This window comes from Ralstonia sp. VS2407, assembly GCF_052950655.1.
The window spans coordinates 549,344-568,144 of sequence record NZ_JBRFVG010000001.1 but is presented as its reverse complement, the minus strand read 5'-3'; the positions used below and the strand labels follow the sequence as shown (position 1 = coordinate 568,144).

The 18,801-nt window shown below is 62.7% G+C and carries 18 protein-coding genes; 3 read left to right on the top strand and 15 right to left on the bottom strand.

The genetic code is table 11. From position 1 onward, the window contains the following. Nucleotides 1-167 precede the first annotated feature (167 nt). The 8 genes from bamB to ndk form a co-directional block, all read right to left on the bottom strand. Nucleotides 168-1,346, bottom strand: a complete 1,179-nt coding sequence (gene bamB, locus ACU8YE_RS02700; RefSeq protein ID WP_446928042.1) for an outer membrane protein assembly factor BamB — start codon at nt 1,344-1,346, stop codon at nt 168-170. 48 nt (nt 1,347-1,394) lie between these two features. Further along, a complete protein-coding gene (locus ACU8YE_RS02695) occupies nt 1,395-2,030 on the bottom strand; it encodes a YfgM family protein (RefSeq protein ID WP_232042511.1) in 636 nt (211 codons plus the stop codon). A gap of 64 nt (nt 2,031-2,094) precedes the next feature. Beyond that, on the bottom strand, nt 2,095-3,417 hold the full coding sequence (gene hisS, locus ACU8YE_RS02690) for a histidine--tRNA ligase (protein WP_232042510.1): 1,323 nt from the start codon (nt 3,415-3,417) through the stop codon (nt 2,095-2,097). Between the two features lie 96 nt (nt 3,418-3,513). After that, entirely contained in the window at nt 3,514-4,800 is a 1,287-nt protein-coding gene (ispG, locus tag ACU8YE_RS02685) for a flavodoxin-dependent (E)-4-hydroxy-3-methylbut-2-enyl-diphosphate synthase (protein WP_440076979.1), read from the bottom strand. A 50-nt stretch (nt 4,801-4,850) separates the two neighbouring features. Beyond that, the gene (locus ACU8YE_RS02680) at nt 4,851-5,933 is read right to left on the bottom strand and encodes a RodZ domain-containing protein (RefSeq protein ID WP_446928041.1); all 1,083 of its coding nucleotides are present in this window, start codon (nt 5,931-5,933) and stop codon (nt 4,851-4,853) included. Further along, nucleotides 5,926-6,723, bottom strand: a complete 798-nt coding sequence (gene pilW, locus ACU8YE_RS02675; RefSeq protein WP_232042507.1) for a type IV pilus biogenesis/stability protein PilW — start codon at nt 6,721-6,723, stop codon at nt 5,926-5,928. The genes ACU8YE_RS02680 and pilW overlap by 8 nt, the downstream gene beginning before the upstream one ends. Then, entirely contained in the window at nt 6,720-7,871 is a 1,152-nt protein-coding gene (rlmN, locus tag ACU8YE_RS02670) for a 23S rRNA (adenine(2503)-C(2))-methyltransferase RlmN (protein WP_322016529.1), read from the bottom strand. The genes pilW and rlmN overlap by 4 nt, the downstream gene beginning before the upstream one ends. Nucleotides 7,872-7,914: 43 nt before the next feature. After that, entirely contained in the window at nt 7,915-8,340 is a 426-nt protein-coding gene (gene ndk, locus ACU8YE_RS02665) for a nucleoside-diphosphate kinase (protein ID WP_045204261.1), read from the bottom strand. Nucleotides 8,341-8,710: 370 nt separating this feature from the next. Here ndk and ACU8YE_RS02660 point away from each other — a divergent pair, with 370 nt between their 5' ends. Beyond that, complete coding sequence (locus tag ACU8YE_RS02660; protein WP_024975969.1) at nt 8,711-9,412, top strand: Bax inhibitor-1/YccA family protein; 702 nt, start codon at nt 8,711-8,713, stop codon at nt 9,410-9,412. A 105-nt stretch (nt 9,413-9,517) separates the two neighbouring features. On the opposite strand, the gene rlmD is transcribed toward ACU8YE_RS02660, so the two are convergent. Next, nucleotides 9,518-10,870, bottom strand: a complete 1,353-nt coding sequence (gene rlmD, locus ACU8YE_RS02655) for a 23S rRNA (uracil(1939)-C(5))-methyltransferase RlmD (protein ID WP_232042994.1) — start codon at nt 10,868-10,870, stop codon at nt 9,518-9,520. 160 nt (nt 10,871-11,030) lie between these two features. Between rlmD and ACU8YE_RS02650 the strand changes: the two genes are divergently transcribed. Next, the gene (locus ACU8YE_RS02650; RefSeq protein ID WP_322016528.1) at nt 11,031-11,894 is read left to right on the top strand and encodes an endonuclease/exonuclease/phosphatase family protein; all 864 of its coding nucleotides are present in this window, start codon (nt 11,031-11,033) and stop codon (nt 11,892-11,894) included. Between the two features lie 34 nt (nt 11,895-11,928). On the opposite strand, the gene rpoS is transcribed toward ACU8YE_RS02650, so the two are convergent. The 4 genes from rpoS to surE are packed head-to-tail and all read right to left on the bottom strand — an operon-like array spanning nt 11,929 to nt 15,618. After that, complete coding sequence (gene rpoS, locus ACU8YE_RS02645; RefSeq protein WP_316868814.1) at nt 11,929-13,065, bottom strand: RNA polymerase sigma factor RpoS; 1,137 nt, start codon at nt 13,063-13,065, stop codon at nt 11,929-11,931. Nucleotides 13,066-13,073: 8 nt separating this feature from the next. Beyond that, complete coding sequence (locus ACU8YE_RS02640; protein WP_316877780.1) at nt 13,074-13,901, bottom strand: peptidoglycan DD-metalloendopeptidase family protein; 828 nt, start codon at nt 13,899-13,901, stop codon at nt 13,074-13,076. A 1-nt stretch (nt 13,902) separates the two neighbouring features. Continuing rightward, complete coding sequence (locus tag ACU8YE_RS02635; RefSeq protein WP_446928040.1) at nt 13,903-14,847, bottom strand: protein-L-isoaspartate(D-aspartate) O-methyltransferase; 945 nt, start codon at nt 14,845-14,847, stop codon at nt 13,903-13,905. Nucleotides 14,848-14,862: 15 nt separating this feature from the next. Next, a complete protein-coding gene (gene surE / locus ACU8YE_RS02630) occupies nt 14,863-15,618 on the bottom strand; it encodes a 5'/3'-nucleotidase SurE (protein WP_414560523.1) in 756 nt (251 codons plus the stop codon). Nucleotides 15,619-15,829: 211 nt separating this feature from the next. Here surE and ACU8YE_RS02625 point away from each other — a divergent pair, with 211 nt between their 5' ends. Further along, entirely contained in the window at nt 15,830-16,804 is a 975-nt protein-coding gene (locus ACU8YE_RS02625) for an NADPH:quinone oxidoreductase family protein (protein ID WP_009238416.1), read from the top strand. Between the two features lie 75 nt (nt 16,805-16,879). Here ACU8YE_RS02625 and ACU8YE_RS02620 read toward each other — a convergent pair whose 3' ends face one another. Both ACU8YE_RS02620 and ACU8YE_RS02615 read right to left on the bottom strand, forming a co-directional pair. Next, complete coding sequence (locus ACU8YE_RS02620; protein ID WP_232042501.1) at nt 16,880-17,986, bottom strand: alkene reductase; 1,107 nt, start codon at nt 17,984-17,986, stop codon at nt 16,880-16,882. A gap of 95 nt (nt 17,987-18,081) precedes the next feature. Further along, a complete protein-coding gene (locus ACU8YE_RS02615; protein ID WP_260802656.1) occupies nt 18,082-18,711 on the bottom strand; it encodes a TetR/AcrR family transcriptional regulator in 630 nt (209 codons plus the stop codon). Between the last annotated feature and the right edge of the window lie 90 nt (nt 18,712-18,801).

The window sequence follows — 18,801 nt, the reverse complement described above, 5'->3', positions numbered from 1 at the left end:
CGGCAAATTCTGGTTGTTGCAACTGCGGTTGGCATCTGTACGGCTGAATGCCTGACGACACAGATGCAAGACGCCCGCGGAATACGCGGGCGCAAGTTCAAGGCGGCGATACCGCCCCGATGTGATGCGTGTGCCGCCGCAGCCCATCCGGGCCAAGGCGGCCGATGTTACTTAGGCAAATAGCCGTAGACACCGCCACCGCGGGTTTGCACGACCAGCGTCTGGCCAACTACCACGGGTGCTGCTCCAATGGCGCTGCTGTCGGTCTTCACGCGGGCGACGAACTTGCCGTCATCACGGGACAGGAAGTGCAGCCAACCTTCGGAATCGCCCACGATGACCGCACGGCCAAACGCCAGCGGCGTACCGAGGTCGCGCCACAGCAGCGCGTCGTTCTTCCAGAGGTCAGCGCCGTTTTGTGCGTTAAAACCGTAGACCACCGACTTCTCGTCAGCGGCAAACAGCCCGTCATCCTCTTGCGTTACACCGGTCGGCGACGAGAAATCACGACCCCAGCGCGGTGCGCCGGTGCTCGTATCGAAACATGCCACGCGCCCTTGGAAGCTGGCTGCACAGACTTGCGAACCGTTGACCGACGGTGCCCCCGTCACATCGTTGAGGCGCTCGATTTCCGATACCCCACGCGGATACGACACGGCAGCCTCCCAGCGCAAGGCGCCGTTGCTGGCCGACAGTGCGCCGAGCTTGCCGCCTGCAAATCCGAGGATGATGTTATCGCCGGAGAAAATCATCGGGAGACTGCTGCGCAGGTTCAGCGCCGACGGAGAACGCTGGTAAATCCACTTGCGTTCGCCATTGCTGGGGTCCAGACCCATGACGCGGCCATCGGTCGTACGGACGATCACCAATCCCTGGCCAACCAGCGGCGCCGTCAGGACTTCACCGTTGACAGCAACTTTCCACTTCTCTGCGCCTTTCTCGTCGAACGCGATGACCGCGCCCTTCTCACCCGCCACGGCTGTCAGGGTGCCATCGCTGCCAGGACCGGAGGTGAGGTCCACGTCTGCCTTGCCTTGCCAAACCGTGCGACCGGTGGCGCCATCCAGGGCGGTCACAGTACCGCCAGCGGCCGACACATAGACGTTGTTGCCCGCCACCGCCGGCTGCATCACGTAGCGGCCGCTCTTGCCGACGCTCACGCTCCACACCTGGCGCACGGCCAGCACTTGCTGAACGTCCTTCAGCTTGGCCGGCTCATGCTTGTTCTTGCTGCTGAACAGCGAGCAACCGCCAAGGACGGCCGTCGCTGCCAGTGCCAGCACTGCCACGCGTGCCGCCCGTGCAACACCGCGCGCAGCACCACCCTGCTCAAGTGCGTGAATCATGAAATCGGGATCCTTTTGTTATGCGTCGAATTGCATGGGGTGCGCCAATCAGGCGCCGCCCAGGGCATCCAGCTTGAACTGCACGATCTGGCGCGCCGAAGCATCGGCCGGACCGAACTTTTCCAGCGCCAGCTTGTAGGCGGCACGGGCATCTTCGTTCTTGTTCTGCGCGGCCAGAAGATCGCCGCGACGATCGGCGTACAAGCCCGCGAACGCCGGCGCTACGTCGCCGGAGACTAGCGCGATGCCCTGATCGTAGGCTTTCTCATCGAGCAGGAGACCGGCCAGACGCAGCTTGGCGAGCGCTTTGTATTCATCGTCGCGCGCGTGATCAACCGTCCATTGCAGCTGCGCCTTGGCGCCGGCCGCATCGTTGGCTTCGTAAAGCGCCTTGGCCGCGGCCAACGCGGTCATCTGCGCGTAGGCCGTGCCGCCGAACTTGTCTTCCATGTCAGTCGCGGCACGCTTGATCTTTTCAGCGTCCTTGCCATCAACGGCCTTCTGCACTTGCTCGTACAGCACGGACGCTTCGCCGGCCTGCTTACGCTGCCAGTTTTTCCAGCCGAACCAACCGGCCACGGCCAGCAGCACCACGATGGCGACCCACGTGATCACGTTGCCGTTATCACGCCACCAGTGCTTGAGACTCTCTATCTGTTCCTGTTCTTCGAGATCGTAGGCCATGCTTTGCAGAGCTTGAATATTGGAAGTGGATCGCGGTGGTTCGCTGCCGAACGCACTGTCGCAATTAGTCGTTGTTGGCCACCATGGCATCAATCAAGCGGTCGACCAGTTGGTCCGACGGCACAGTCTGCTGGGCATCCGCGGCCGGATCGCCACGCAGCGGTTTGATCTGTGCAACACCTTGGGTGACTTCATCGTCGCCAATGATAACCGCATAGGATGCGCCACTTGCGTCAGCGCGCTTGAACTGCGACTTGAAGCTACCGTTGCGGCCTTCAGGCGAGGCGTGAAGGATGACGTCGAGGCCGGCATCGCGCAGCCGCTCTGCCGCAATCAACGCCTGCACCTGCGCCTCATCGCCTTGGTGGACGATGTACACGTCACAGCCTTGCGCTTCGGGCTCCAGCTTTTCCTCACGCAACAGTTCGATGATGCGCTCCACGCCCATCGCCCAGCCACATGCGGGGGCTGGCTTCCCGCCGATCTGCTCGATCAGCGGGTCATAGCGGCCGCCGCCGGCCACGGTGCCCTGCGCACCCAGCTTATCGGTGGTCCACTCGAAGACGGTCAGGTTGTAATAATCCAGCCCGCGCACCAGACGCGGATTGATGGTGAACGGAATGTTGTTCGCCTTCAGCAGCCTCTGCACGCCTTCAAAGTGTGCGCGCGATTCGTCGCCCAGATAGTCGATCAGCTTCGGCGCGCCCCCCGCCATTTCCTGCAGCGCCGGATTCTTTGTGTCGAGCACCCGCAGCGGATTGGTGTAAAGACGGCGCTTGCCGTCCTCATCCAGAATGTCCTGGAAGCCTTCCAGATATTTGATGAGATCGGCGCGGTGCGCAGCGCGCTCTTCCGCCTGACCGAGCGAATTCAACTCAAGCTTCAGACCGACCAGACCGAGATCGTCCCACAGGCGCTGGCACATCAGGATGACTTCTGCGTCGATGTCCGGGCCCGCAAAGCCCAGCGCTTCCACACCCACCTGATGGAACTGGCGATAGCGACCGCGCTGCGGACGCTCGTGGCGGAACATCGGGCCGGTGTACCACAGGCGCTTCGGGCCGTCGTACAGCAGGTTGTGCTCGATCACGGCGCGCACGGCGGCGGCGGTGCCTTCCGGGCGCATGGTCAGTTGCTCGCCGTTCAACGCATCGGTGAAGGTGTACATCTCCTTCTCGACGATGTCCGTCACCTCGCCGATGCCACGCACGAACAATTGCGTCTGCTCGACGATCGGCGTGCGGATCTGCTGGTAGCCATAGGCGCGCAGCATGCTGCGCACGGCGTTATCAAAATGCTCCCACAGCGGGGCGTCACTAGGCAGCAGATCGTTCATGCCTTTGACGCCGGCGATCTTCTGCACGCGTTGTTTCTGTGTATCGCTCATGATGTCACGTTGAAAGCCCGCCTCTCGCATCTACCTTCGTGCGGGGGCCGGCCGGTCGTTTCGCGCTTCAGCTTCAAGCTTTGAAGCCTGAGCCGCTTAGACCGTCGCCGGGGTCTGTGCGCCGTAATGCGTGCGCACGTACTCGTCGACGATCGTCTGGAATTCTTCTGTGATGCGCTCGCCGCGCAGCGTTTTCACCTTCACGCCGTCAACGAACACCGGCGCCGCCGGCGATTCGCCCGTGCCTGGCAGCGAAATGCCGATGTTGGCGTGCTTGCTCTCGCCGGGGCCGTTGACGATGCAGCCCATCACGGCCACGTTCATCTCTTCGACGCCGGGGTACTGCTTTTTCCACGTCGGCATCTGCTCACGCAGGTACGACTGGATGCGCGCCGCCAACTCCTGGAACACCGTACTGGTCGTGCGCCCGCAACCCGGGCACGCGATCACCATGGGCGTGAAATTGCGCAGGCCCATGGTCTGCAGAATCTCTTGCGCGACGATGACTTCCTTCTCGCGCGGCGCACCCGGTTCCGGCGTGAGCGAAATGCGGATCGTGTCGCCGATGCCCTCCTGCAGCAACACCGAAAGCGCCGCCGTGGAAGCGACAATCCCCTTGCTACCCATGCCTGCCTCTGTCAGCCCCAGGTGCAGCGCGTAATTGCAGCGACGCGCCAACTCGCGGTACACAGCAATCAGATCCTGCACCGCTGACACCTTGCACGACAGGATGATCTGGCTGCCCGGCAAGCCAAGCTCTTCAGCCTTCTGCGCTGACTGGATCGCCGAGGTAATCAGCGCCTCGACCATCACAGCCCGCGCATCCCACGGAGTTGCACGCTGTGCGTTCTCGTCCATGATGCGCGCGAGAAGATCCTGATCAAGGCTGCCCCAGTTCACGCCGATACGCACCGGCTTGTCGTAGCGGCAGGCGATCTCGATCATCTGTGCGAACTGCGTGTCTCGCTTGGCACCCTGCCCGACGTTGCCCGGGTTGATCCGATACTTGGAAAGCGCCTGCGCGCACTCCGGATAGTCCTGCAGCAACTTGTGGCCGTTGTAGTGAAAATCGCCGACCAGCGGCACGTCCACACCCATGCGGTCGAGCTGCTCGCGGATGGCCGGCACTGCAGCGGCAGCGGCCGGCGTATCGACCGTGATGCGCACCAACTCAGAGCCGGCGCGTGCGAGTTCCTTTACCTGGATTGCGGTACCGATGGCGTCCGACGTGTCGGTATTCGTCATCGATTGCACGCAGACTGGCGCATCGCCGCCAACGTGCACAACGCGATCGCCCCAGCGGATTTCTGCCGCGCGCGAGTTCCGGCGCGGCAACGGGCCCACCAAGGCTGGAGCGCAATCGAGAGGCGTGGTGATTTCCATGATCAGGCAAGGCGCGCCGCCTACAGGCACCGCGCCATTTACAAAACGGTTCAGGGCAACGTAGCCCGTGCCACGCGATTGCGGGCGTACTTCTGAAGATCGACGGTGGCACCGCCCACGGCCAGCGATTCAACAGCTTCCGCATTGCCGAAGACGACCTTGAACGGCGGCGTGCCGGTGAGATCGCGTGCGTCGCCTTCCTTGGAAATACCGCTGGCGAGCGTCTTGCCGGTCTTATCTTTGATCTCGTACCAGGACGGACCCGAAAAGCGTACCGAGACCGTGCCGCTGCCCGATTCAGCCGGCTTGGCGGCTTCTGCCGGCAGCGCAACGACCGGAGCGTCGACGTTGATGACAGCCGGCTTGGCACTCGCACCCGCTACAGCGGGAGCCGGCGCGCCACCGTTGTCCGAACGCGGCAGCGTAGGCGGCGGCGCCAGCGGCGCAGTCACCACACCGGAGGCCGGAGCGGCCGGTGCAACGGGCGTCAATGGCGTCGGCATCGAAGCGGCTGGCGCTTCTGCCGGTGCCTGCTCAGCCGCCGGAGCCACTTGCGCGGGCGCGGCTTGCTCCGCAGTCGGTGCTTCCTTCGCGGTTGAGTCGGTGCTCTGCGTAGCCGCCGTTTGCGTGGCAAACCACTGCTTGAGACGGTCCATACCCGCGAGCGCACCGGCGGCCACGATCACCGCAACGAGCACACCAATCAGCCAGCGACCACTGCCACCCCGACGCTTGGCAAAGCTCGGCTTGTCGGAGAACGATTCACCGAGCCCGCCTTCAGGGCGCAATCCGATGTTGGTGACCTGCGCACGCGCGTTCAAACGCGCAAGCTGATCATCGACATCGACCTGCAGAGCGCGCGCATAGGCGCGGATGAGGCCCTTGGTAAACGTCATGTCGGGCAACGCACTGACATCCGCCGACTCCACCGCCAACAACTTGCCCGGCGCCACTTTCAAGCGCGTGGCCAGATCGTCGACCGTCAGACGCTGACGCTCGCGGCCGGCACGCAGACGTTCGGCAATCTGACGCAACGCATCGTCGCGCTCAGGCGACGCGGCGGCAGGCGGATTCGAGGCAGGCGCTGTGCCGTGAGAGAGGTCGGCAGCGCTTGCCACGTCGCGGTCAGTCATCCCAGGCTCCTCGTTCGAATGCCGCCTCTTCGGGCGCATTGGGGAAGCGACGCTGCAATTGCGCGCTCCATGCGTTCTGCTGCGAAGTGTCACCCAGGCGACGCGCGATGCGTGCGCCCAGCCACAGGCTTTCTGCCGTCGCATTGCCACGGCCATTCACACGTTCGATAAACGGCATGGCACGCGCATATTCGCGGCGTTTGTAATAAAGCTGCGCCAACGTGAGGTTAGTCAGCAGATTGTTCGCGTCGATGTAGGTGGCGCGCGTCAGGCTCTTCTCCGCGCTATCAAGATCGCCCTGACGCATCTGGCAAACGCCCAGGTTCGTCCACGGTTTGGCCGGGCTGGCAGCAGCAGGCGTCTCGATGGCCTGGCGCAACATCGCCATGCCTTGATCCGGCTTGCCGCCTTGCGAGCACAGGAACCAGCCATAGTTGTTCAGCAGGTCACCATCTTGCGGAGTCGCTGCCAGCGCGCTGCGGAAACTCTCGTCAGCCTGTTCGCGTTGACCGAGATTCATATAGGCCAGCGCGCGGATGTGATACGCATTTGGGACACTCGGATCAATCGCGATGGCGTTCTTGATTTCCTCAAGCGCTGTCGCATTCTGACCAGCTTCCAAGTATTGCGTCGCGAGCTGCAACCGGATCGCGGCGCGACGGCCGGCGTCAGCCTTTTGATCCGGGACGGTCGTGACTTCTCGTGTCTGTGTCTGGACCGGCGGCGACAATGCGCACCCGGCAGCTGCCAGCGTGAAGACCAGACTGACAGCAGTCGACCAACGCTTCATGCGGTACCCATGCGGTGAGTTGAGTCGGCCCCGACCACGGGGATCTCGACGATCTTGCCGAACTTGCCGCGCTCGGCCAGGCGTGTGCGATCTTTGACCTCGCCGGCGAGCTGACCGCAGGCCGCATCGATGTCGTCACCCCGCGTCTTGCGGATGGTCGTGACAATGCCGGCATCCAGCAGCACCTGTGAGAAGCGGCGGATCTGCTCATTGTTCGAGCGCTTCAACCCCGATTCCGGGAACGGGTTGAATGGGATCAGATTGAACTTGCACGGCACGTCGGCCACGACGCGCAGCAGTTCACGGGCATGCTCGACGGTGTCGTTGACGCCATCAAGCATGCAGTATTCAAAGGTGATGAAATCGCGCGGCGCAAACTCAAGATAGCGGCGGCAAGCTGCCATCAGTTCGGCCAGCGGGTACTTCTTGTTGAGCGGCACGAGCACGTCGCGCAACGCATCGTTGGACGCATGCAGAGACACTGCAAGCGCCACAGGCACATCGCGCGCAAGGCGGTCCATCATCGGCACAACGCCAGAAGTGGACACCGTTACGCGGCGCCGCGAAAGGCCATACGCATTGTCATCCAGCATCAGGGCCAGCGCCGGCACCACGGCGTCGTAGTTCAGCAGCGGCTCGCCCATGCCCATCATCACCACGTTGGTGATAACGCGATCGTCCTTGGGGCCGCGGCCGAGCTGCTTGCGCATGGCGAATTCGGCCATCCACAGCTGACCGATAATCTCGCCCGTGCTGAGATTGCGCGAGAAGCCCTGCTTGCCGGTCGAACAGAACCGGCAGTTGACGGCACACCCCGCCTGAGACGATACGCACAACGTGCCACGCGTCTCTTCGGGGATGTAGACCGTCTCGACGGCATTGCCCTGCCCTACGTCGACGAGCCACTTGCGCGTGCCGTCCGACGAAAGGTGATCGGTAATGACCGCCGGCGCCTGGATGTTGGCGCGGGTCGCGAGCTTTTCGCGCAGCGACTTGGCGAGATCGGTCATCTCGCCAAAATCGGATGCGCCCGACTGGTGAATCCAGCGCTGCACCTGCTTGGCGCGAAACGACTTCTCGCCCAGGCTCTCGCAGTACGCGATAAGGCCCTGTGCGTCGAAATCGAGGAGATTCACCACATCGCTCATGACTTGCAACCCGAAACCACCAATTCCAGTCTAGTGTTGACGCTTAGCGGCTGTAAATGTTCAGGCCCGGGAAGAAGAAAGCGACTTCCACGGCAGCCGTTTCAGCAGCGTCCGAACCGTGCACGGCGTTGGCGTCGATGCTGTCGGCGAAGTCGGCGCGGATCGTGCCCTTCTCAGCCTTCTTCGGATCGGTTGCGCCCATCAGGTCACGGTTCTTGGCGATTGCGTTTTCGCCTTCCAGCGCCTGCACCATCACCGGGCCCGAGATCATGAAGTCAACCAGATCCTTGAAGAACGGGCGCTCCTTGTGCACGGCGTAGAACTGCTCGGCTTCTGCGCGCGACAGGTGGATCATCTTGGCCGCGACGACCTTCAGGCCTGCGCCTTCGAAGCGGGCGTAGATCTGGCCGATGACATTCTTGGCCACGGCATCCGGTTTGATAATCGACAAAGTGCGTTCGAGCGCCATCAAAAACTCCAAAAAATGAAGGTGTTACGTGAAAGATAAACGTTAGATTCTAACACGGGAGGGAGCCAGATTGAATGTCAAGCGGTGCAACCCCGCCCCGCGAATGCTGGCAGAGCCACGAGATTCAGCGATCACTTCGTACTAAGCACAACCGCCAGTTCGATGAACGCGCCTTAGGATCCCCTTATCGGGCGCACGGAAAGTCACCTGCGAAGCGCGTTTTCCGCCGTGATTGCCTGCCAGCGACCGGAACCGCGTGGCATGCTGGCTCTCCAAGTAAGGACGATGCGGCTTGCAAAAGCCGGTTTCGGATGCCACATTCGCTGTGTCGTCGCATTGTCTGCAATGTCATTCACCCCAAGGAGTTCGCATGGACAACCAACTCAACACGTACGGTTTTGGCGCTTCCGGCACCGCCGGCGCGTTGGCCGTCCGCAACCGCGTGCTGCGCAATACCTATTGGCTGCTCGCGCTTTCCATGATCCCCACCATCCTCGGTGCGTGGATCGGTGTCGCCACTGGCTTCAACCTGATGGGACGCAACCCGCTGATGGGGTTCGTCATCTTCATGGCAGTGGCCTTTGGCTTCTTCTACGCCATTGAGCGCTTCAAGAACAGCGGCCTGGGGGTGGCGCTGCTGCTCGGCTTCACGTTCTTCATGGGGCTGATGCTGTCGCGGCTGATCGGCATGATCCTGGGCTTCTCGAACGGCGCGTCGCTCATCATGACAGCGTTCGGTGGCACAGCGATCATCTTCGGTGTGATGGCGACGGTCGCCACGGTCAGCAAGCGTGATTTCTCTGGCCTGGGCAAATGGCTGTTCATGGGCGTGCTGGTGCTGATCGTAGGCTCGGTAGCCAATATCTGGCTGCAACTGCCGGCAATGATGCTCACGATCTCGGTGCTGGCCATCGCGATCTTCTCTGCCTACATCCTGTTCGACGTGCAGCGCATCGTGAACGGCGGCGAGACCAACTACGTGACCGCCACCCTGGCGATCTACCTGGACGTCTACAACATCTTCACGAACCTGCTGGCGATCCTCGGCATCTTCGGCGGAAATCGCAACTGACCGAAATTCGCCCTCCCCACGCGCGAGCACTGGCGCGTAGCAACAAAAAAACCGGCGCCTAGTGCGCCGGTTTTTTTGTTGTCGGCAAGATTACGTGACGAGTGCTTAGTCGCGCTCGAATACCGCCATCGACTCGACGTGCGATGTGTGCGGGAACATGTTGACTACGCCCGCACCGGCCAGCCTGTAGCCGGCTTCATGCACAAGCAGACCCGCGTCGCGCGCCAGCGTCGCCGGATTGCACGACACGTAGACGATGCGCTTCGGCAACAATTCAGCCGCATCACCGCCACGCTGAAACAACTCGGCCAGCGCCTTGGACACAGCCAGCGCGCCTTCGCGCGGCGGATCGATCAGCCAACGGTCAAACTTGCCCAGCGCGGCAATATCATCAGCCGTCACTTCGAACAGATTGCGGCAAGCAAATGTTGTCTTCGCGTCCAGGCCGTTGTACTGGGCGTTGGCCAAGGCACGCGTCGTCAGCGCCTCACTGCCCTCGATCCCCATAACCTCGCGGGCACGCGTCGCCATTGGCAGCGTGAAGTTGCCGATACCGCAGAACAGGTCGAGCAGCCGATCACCCGGTTGCGCATCGAGCAGCTTCAGCGCCCGCGACATCAGCACCCGGTTGATCTGGTGATTGACCTGCGTGAAATCAGTCGGCTTGAACGGCATGGTGATGCCGAACTCGGGCAGCGTGTACGTCAGCGTACGATCCAGCGGATGGAACGGATAGACCGTATCCGGCCCCTTGGGCTGCAGCCAGAACTGAACGTTGTGATGATCGGCAAAAGTGCGCAGTTCGGCCTCATCCTCAGCGGTGATCGGCTCCAGGTTACGCAACACCAGCGCGGTCACATCCTGGCCGACCGCGAGCTCGATCTGCGGCATGCGCTGCACAATCGACAGGCGCCCCACCAATTCGCGCAACGGCACCAGCAGCGCGGACACGTGCGCCGGCAACACCTCGCACGACGTCATGTCCGCCACATAACTGCTTTTGCGCTCGTGAAAGCCCACCAGCACGCCACCTTTGGCCGCAACATGGCGCACGGTCAAACGCGCCCGATAGCGGTAGCCCCAATCCGGGCCGGCAATGGGCCGGAACACCACGTCCGGACGCAGCTTGGCCAAATGCCACAGATCATCTTCCAGTACGCGCTGCTTGATCGCAACCTGCGCGCGCGAATCCAGATGCTGCATCGAGCAACCACCGCACACACCAAAGAACTTGCATTGCGGCGTCACGCGCGAGGCGGACTGGCGCAGAATGTTCACGACGCTCGCCTGCTCGTATGAAGGCTTGACGCGGTGACTGCGATACATCACCCGCTCACCCGGCAGTGCGCCTTCCACAAAAACAACCTTGCCCGGCGTGCCATCCTCGTTCATCAAACGCCCGATGCCACGCGCTTCGCCATCGAGCGAGACGATTTCCAGCGGCCCTGCCACAGGCATTTCGGGCTTACGGCGGCCACGGGGCTTGGCCGACGGTGCGTCCGGCGCAACCGTTGCTGGAGCAGAAGAGGAAGGCGTGACGTTGGGTGCAGCTTGAGACACGAGCGAGCCTGGGGAAGATGAGGACAAGGGCGGCATTGTAAGACACCGGAGGACCAGCATGGGCACCGTCATCCTGACGTGGAACATCCAATGGGGCCGGGGCGCCGACGGACACGTCAGCCTCGAGCGCCAACTCGCGCAAGCACGTGCGATGGCCGAATTTGACGTGTTATGCCTGCAGGAAGTCACCTCCGGCTTCAGCGACCTCCCGGGCCGACCGGGCATCGACCAATGGAGCGAGCTGGCCGAGGCGCTTGGCAGCGAATACACCGTCATCAGTGGATTCGCGCTGGAGCGCCACAACGGCGCGCATGCGCAGCGCTTCGGCAACGCCATTGTCACGCGCCTGCCCGTGCATTACATCCGGCGCCACGCATTGTCCTGTCCGCCCGATGCCACACCGTGCATGCCGCGCATGGCCATTGAGGCAATCGTGCAGGCGCCGTTCGGTGCCTTGCGTGTTGTCACCACACATCTGGAGTACTACTCGGAACATCAGCGTGTCGCACAAATCGATGCTCTGCGGGCCATCCACGCAGAAGGTTGCGCGCGCACGACTCAACCATCCGTGCTTGGCACAGAGCCCGAAGCTGGCCCTTTCCGCCCGCTTGCACAGACCTCGGCAACCATCGTCTGCGGCGATTTCAACTGCAAGCCCGACTCGACGCCCAAGCGCTTGGCCACCGTGCCATTCACTCGCGAACCCGCTTTGCATGATGCGTGGGAGATTGCGCACGGCGCGACGCCGCAGCCACCGACTTTCGGCGTGCACGACCGCGCTGGCTGGACCGAACCGGCCTACGCGTGCGATTTCATGCTGGTCAGCGAACCACTGAAGCCGCGCGTGCTGCGCCTGGAAGTCAACAGCACCACCCAGGCATCGGATCATCAACCGATGCTGCTGGAGCTTCGGAACGACTAGAAAAAGAGACGAGGGACAAAGGGACAGCAGTGCCTTACAGCACCGCGTCCTTGCGCACGCCTTGCGAGGCGAAATGGCGTTTGAGCTTGACCAGCGCTTCCTGCTGAATCTGACGCACGCGTTCACGCGTCAAACCCATCTCGGCGGCAAGTTCTTCCAGCGTGGCCGGCTCGATGTAGTTAAGGCCGAAGCGGCGCTCAACGACATAGCGATGCTTGTCAGACAAGCGTGCGAGCCACGACTTCATCAACAGCGACAGCTCGCGATGTGCCACCTCTTGATCGGGCGAGGCACCATGCTCGTCCGACAGGAAATCGAGCAGGCTCGTACCCGGATCGAGATCGAACGGCGTATCCAGCGAAGTCGTGTGCTCATTGAGCGAGAGCACGTCCTGCACTTCCTCCGTGGTCTTGCCGAGCAGGTGGGCGATGTCTTCAAGACTTGCGTCTCGGCCATCCACGCCACTCTTTTCCAGATGGCGCTTGGCGCGCAGCACCTGGTTGAGCTCGCGAATCACATGCACCGGCAAACGAACCGTGCGCGCCTGATTCATGATCGCGCGCTCGATGCTCTGGCGAATCCACCACGTTGCATAGGTGGAGAAGCGGAATCCGCGTTCCGGATCGAACTTTTCGATCGCGTGCATCAGACCCAGGTTGCCCTCTTCGATCAAATCAAGGAGCGGCACACCGCGGTTCAGATAGCCCTTGGCAATGCTTACGACCAAGCGGAGATTGCGCTCGATCATGACTTGGCGCGCTGCAAACTCGCCAGCCTTGGCCAACGTCGAGAAATGCAGCTCTTCGGCCGGCGTCAGAAGCGGCTTGATACTGATGCGATTGAGATAGTGCTGAACGGTGTCGGCGGCCAGTTCGGCCTGTAGCACCTTGCGGAAATCTTCCTCTGGTGCAGCTTCCTCGGCCTCTTCACCTTCTTCCTCTTCTTCATCGGGCTCGTCGGCACTGTCCGACGTGTCGTTGAGTTCGGCGGAATCGGAAACGGGCAGGTCGTCGACGAGCGCGTCGACGACTTCGATCTCTTGAGCGGGCGGCTGCGCCTCGCCGCGCGCACGCCGCCCCGCGCGCCCATTCGGGGTGCGCTGGCCCTCTACAGCAGCGTCGATGTTGTCATCGGCGGGGGTGACGGGCGTGGCGGCTTTCTGGCGCGGCATGCATTCCTCTATTGAGGCGGCAAGTAGCGCATCGGATCGACCGGCTTACCGTTGCGGCGCACTTCAAAATGAAGCTTCACGCGATCCGCATCGGTACTGCCCATTTCGGCGATCTTCTGCCCTTTCTTAACCGTGGATTGCTCGGTGACCAGAACCTTATCGTTGTTGCCGTAGGCGGTCAGGAACGTGTCGTTGTGTTTGATGATGACAAGATTCCCGTACCCACGCAAGGGTCCAACGTGGATCACTTTTCCGTCGTCGGCAGCGACCACCGCGTCACCACGTTTGCCACCAATGTCGATGCCCTTGTTGCTCTTGTCATCGAAACGGTTGATGAGCGAGCCGCGGGCAGGCCACGCCAGCGAAATTGCGCCGTCGGTTGCCCCGGCAGGAGCGCTGGACGACGCTGCGGGCGGCGGCGTGACCGGTGCGGAATCGACCGGCTGCGTGCTCGTGTTGGCGGGGCGAACCGGCGTGACCACGGCCCCGGTGCTGCTGACTTCCGCGTTCGGCGGAACGACGCGCAACAGCTGATCGACTTCGATCTGGTTGGGGTTGGCGATGTTGTTCCAGGCCACCAGGTCACGCGGCGCTTGGCCGTTACGCAAGGCGATGCTGTACAAGGTATCGCCACGCTTGACCCGATAGTAGCCGGGGGGCGGCGGCTCTTGCGACACGGTGCCTGTGTTGCCTGCGCGCGATGTACGATCGAGGACAGGCGCTTGGTTGCCGGAGGATGCGCAAGCCGCCAATAGTGCGGCCGATACCATCGCCACGGCGAGCCGGCCTGCGCGTACGGGGCTTGGACGGTTCATGGAGCTCCGGGAAATGAACATGCTAAACAGTTCCTGATTTTAACGGGACAAAGAAAACGCCTTCAAGCGCGGTACTGTGAAACTGGAAGCGACTGCGGCGCTCGATGAGAACGAGCTGCTGCGCGGGGCCGCTGTTGCGGTCGGTGGCCACGGGGGCGATCAGCCTGCCGCCGATTGCCAACTGGTCGAGCAGCGCCTGCGGCACCTCCAGCCCCGCCGCAGCCAGGATGATGGCGTCGAACGGCGCGGCCTTCGGCAGCCCCAGCATGCCGTCGCCATAGTGCAGACGGATGTTTGGCACGCGGAGTGGCCGCAAGTTCGCTTTGGCTTTTTCATGCAGCGGGCGAACGCGCTCGATCGAGTACACCTCGTCGGCAAGCTGTGCGAGAACGGCTGCCTGGTAGCCGCAGCCGGTACCAATTTCCAGCACGCGAGCCAGCGGCATGCCTGTGCGGCCGGGCCGCCCACTCAACAACAGCTCGATCATCCGTCCGACCACTGACGGCTTCGAGATCGTTTGCTGATGGCCGATCGGCAATGCGGAATCTTCGTACGCCTGCGAGGCAAGGCCGGCATCGACAAATAGATGACGCGGCACCGTGCCGATTGCAGCCAGCACGCGCTTATCACTCACGCCTCCCGCCTGCACACGGCCAACCAGCGCCTGACGCGCACGATCCGATGCCATGCCACCGGCCGCGGCGTGCGCTGCAGCCGTGCGTGCCTGAACGGCGCTCGCGGCGACGGCACCGACTGCCGCATCGACACCCGCCACACGCTGTGGCGCAGGCGCCGGAGCGGATGCGGGCGACGCGCGCTCGACGGATGCCATGCGCACCGGCGTGGGGCGCGACACTGCGCTCACCCCCGACGAGATGCGCGTTTCACGCTGACGTTCCACGGGCTTGCGCTCGACCACAGCATCGAGCGTCAGCGGAAAGCGCCGGTCGCGCGGGCGTTCAGACATGTGCCACCAAGGCGATCATGGCGTCTGCCAGCGGCGCACAGTGCGCAGTTGGGCCGTATCGGTCAGATCGAGCTGCAGCGGTGTCAGCGAGACGAAGCCATGCGCGACGGCATGGAAATCGGTGCCTTCGCTGGCGTCTTTCGCATCGCCGGCGGCACCGACCCAGAAGATCGGCTCGCCGCGCGGATTGGCTTGGCGGATCACCGGCTGCGATTGGTGCCGCTTGCCTAGACGCGTTGCGCGCCAGCCGCCAAGCTCGCTGTACGGCAGATTCGGGATATTGACGTTGAGCAGGACCGGGCCATCCGGCGGATCGGACAGATAGCGCTCGACAACCTCACGGGCGACGCGCTCGGCAGCGTCAAGGTGCGTCCAGCCTTTGTCGGCCTGCGAGAACGCAATCGACGGAATACCGAACAGATAACCTTCGATGGCAGCGGCGACGGTGCCGGAATACAGCACGTCTTCACCCATGTTCTGGCCCTGGTTGATGCCCGAGACGACCAGATCGGGCTTCTCTTCGATCATGCCGGTGAGCGCGATGTGCACGCAGTCCGTTGGCGTACCGTTGACGAAGCGAAAGCCCTTCTGGGCACCCTCGGTTGCTTCGAACACCGAAAGCGGCCGTTGCAGCGTGAGCGAGTTCGACGCGCCGCTGTGGTTCTGCTCCGGTGCGACCACCGTCACGCGGCCCAGCGGGCTCAGCGCACGATGCAGCGCGGCGAGCCCGGGCGCGAGGTATCCGTCGTCGTTGGCAATGAGAATATGCATGGCGCGGATTGTAACCGAGCAACGTTCGCGAATCGTGCTCGCGCACACGTTCTACACGCTTACAAAAAATGCATCGACAAGCCGCACGATTTATCGCCGCCGGCTAAATCGAACGACCGTGCTTTTATTCGGTTACACTGCCGGACGAGATCGCGTGCAATGCATGCGAGATGGCGAACAATCCAACGCAAGACTGTTGAGGAGACACATGATGAAAGCCGTCGTCTGCAAAACCTGGGGCCCGCCCGAATCGCTGGTGATCGAAACGCTGCCGGACCTCTCGCCGGGTGCCGGTGAAGTGGTTATCGACGTGAAGGCTGCGGGGGTGAATTTCCCTGACGTGCTGATCATCCAGAACAAATACCAGTTCAAGCCGGAGCTGCCGTTTACGCCCGGCTCGGAAGTCGCAGGCGTGGTCAATGCGGTGGGCGAAGGCGTGTCGCACCTCAAGGCCGGCGACCACGTGATCGCCTTCCTTGGCCAAGGCGCCTTTGCTTCACAGGTGAAGGCGTCGGCCAAGGTGGTGATGCCAATGCCGCCTGGCATGGCATTCGACACCGCAGCCGCATTCACGCTTACATACGGCACGTCGCACCACGCGGTGGTCGATCGCGGGCAACTGAAGGCTGGCGAAACGATGCTGGTGCTCGGCGCGGCGGGCGGCGTCGGGCTGGCGGCCATTGAGATCGGCAAGGCAATTGGCGCACGCGTCATCGCGGCGGCGTCGAGCGACGAGAAGCTCGCCGTCTGCAAAGACCACGGCGCCGATGCGCTCATCAACTATTCGACCGAAGACCTGCGCGAGCGCATCAAGGAATTGACCGACGGCAAGGGCCCGGACGTGATCTATGACCCGGTCGGCGGAATCTATGCAGAACCGGCGTTCCGTTCGATCGCCTGGCGTGGCCGCTACCTCGTGGTTGGCTTTGCCAACGGCGAGATCCCGAAGATGCCGTTGAACTTGGCGCTGCTCAAAGGCGCGTCGCTGGTGGGCGTGTTCTGGGGCGAGTTTGCACGTCGCGAGCCGAAGGCGAATCTGGCGAACATGATGCAGATGCTCGGCTGGATGCAGGAAGGCAAGATTCGTCCGCACATCTCGGCGCGCTATCCGTTGGAGCAGACGACACAGGCGCTGCTCGACATGGCGGCGCGCAAGGTGACGGGCAAGGTGGTGATCCAGCCTTAAAAACGGAGGCGCCGGAGACAAAAAAGCCGCGCAGGTTGATCGCCTGCGCGGCTTTCTTTTTGACGCGACCGATTATCAGGCCGCTTCTTCCAACGTCGGGTAGTCGGTGTAGCCCTTTTCCTGGCCGCCGTAGAAGGTTGCGCGATCGGGCTTGTTAAGCGAGGCGCCGACACGGAAGCGCGCCACCAGATCGGGGTTGGCAATAAACGGACGACCGAACGCAACGGCATCCGCCAGACCGGAGGCAATCATCTGCTCGCCCTCTTCCGCCGTGTATTGGCCGCACACGATAAGCGTGCCTTTGAAGGCGTCGCGCAGTTGCCGGCGGAAATCGTCGGTCAGCTCGGGGCCGCCAGCCCAATCCGGCTCGGCGATGTGCAGATAGGCGATGCCACGCTTGGTCAGCTCGCGGGCCAAGTACAACGCGCTTTCTTCGGCTTGTGCGTCGGCAATGTCATGCGCGACGAAGTGCGGCGAGAGGCGGATGCCGACGCGGTCTGCGCCAATCTCGGCGATGGCGGTATCGACCACTTCGAGAATCAGTCGGGCGCGGTTTTCCAGGGAGCCGCCGTATTGGTCGGTGCGCTGATTGCTGTTGGTCGACAGGAATTGGTGCAGCAGGTAACCGTTGGCGGCGTGGATTTCGACGAAGTCGAAACCAGCGCGGCGTGCACGCAGCACAGCCTGACGATATTGCGCGATCACGCCAGGGATTTCTTCCGTGGCGAGCGCGCGCGGCTCGCTGGTCGGCACATTGGCGGGCGTGCCGTCGGGCTGCACGACAAAGCTCTGCGCGCCCTTGGCGACGATGGCCGACGGCGCGACAGGCGCCTGGCCGTTTTCCTGCAGCAACGTGTTGGAAATGCGGCCCACGTGCCAGAGCTGTTGCGAGATGCGGCCACCCTTGGCGTGCACGGCATCCACGACCGCCTTCCAACCGGCTTCCTGTTCGTCGGTGTACATACCCGGCGTCCAGGCGTAGCCCTGGCCCTGGCGGGAAATTTGCGTTGCTTCCGTGACGATCAGGCCGGCGGTTGCACGCTGGGCGTAGTAAGTCACGTTCAGCTCGGTCGGCACGTCCCCAGGCTGACCGGCGCGCGAGCGCGTGAGCGGCGCCATCACGACACGATTGGCGAGGGTCGTACGGCCGGTCTGAATCGGGGACAGCAATTGTTGAGTCATATCAGCTCCTGAAAGAGAGACTATTCGACCGGTCATCTAGAACCGGAGTCAAAGAAAAAGCGAGGAACGTGCCTCGCCGGCAATGGCTTTTGCAATCAGTGTTTCGGCTTGGCCAGCAGAATTTCCGTTTGCGTCACACAGCTCTTGAACGCGGCGACATTGCGGTGCGCCTTGGCCAACAGCGCGCCGCCCATCCACATGGCGTACAGCCCTTCGGCCAACTGGCGCGCATCCTCCACAGGCGCTAACGAACCGTCGGTGACGCCCGCCTCGATTGCCGTGGCGATGCGCTCGACCATGCGCGTCATTCCCGTCGACAACACTTTGCGCATCGGCTCCGACAAATCCGATACCTCCCCCGACAGCTTGACCGCCAGGCATGTGACCTCGCATGCGCTGCGCTCGTGCAGATCGATCCAGGCCGTGAAATAGCGCAGCAGCCGCTCGCGGGCGGTGATGCGCGTGTCGTTGAACAGGCTGACAACGCCCGCGTCGTAGTCCTGGAAATAGCGCTCCAGCATGGCGACGCCAAAGTCTTCCTTCGACCCGAAGTAGTAATAAAACGAGCCTTTGGGTACCTGCGCGCGGCCGAGGATTTCCGCCAAGCCGACAGCCGAGAAACCGCGCCCGAGGATCAGCTCGGCACCGGCGTCCAGAATGCGGTCGCGGGTGTCGTGCCGGGCTTCGGCGCCTTCAGCGGTGACGGGTTCGGGGTGTTTGCTCATGATGCGTCGCATTGTAGTAGACCGACCGTCTAGTTGCATGACCCTGCTACGAACAGGGTCGATGTGATGTTCGCGTCGTTAGCGCGCTCG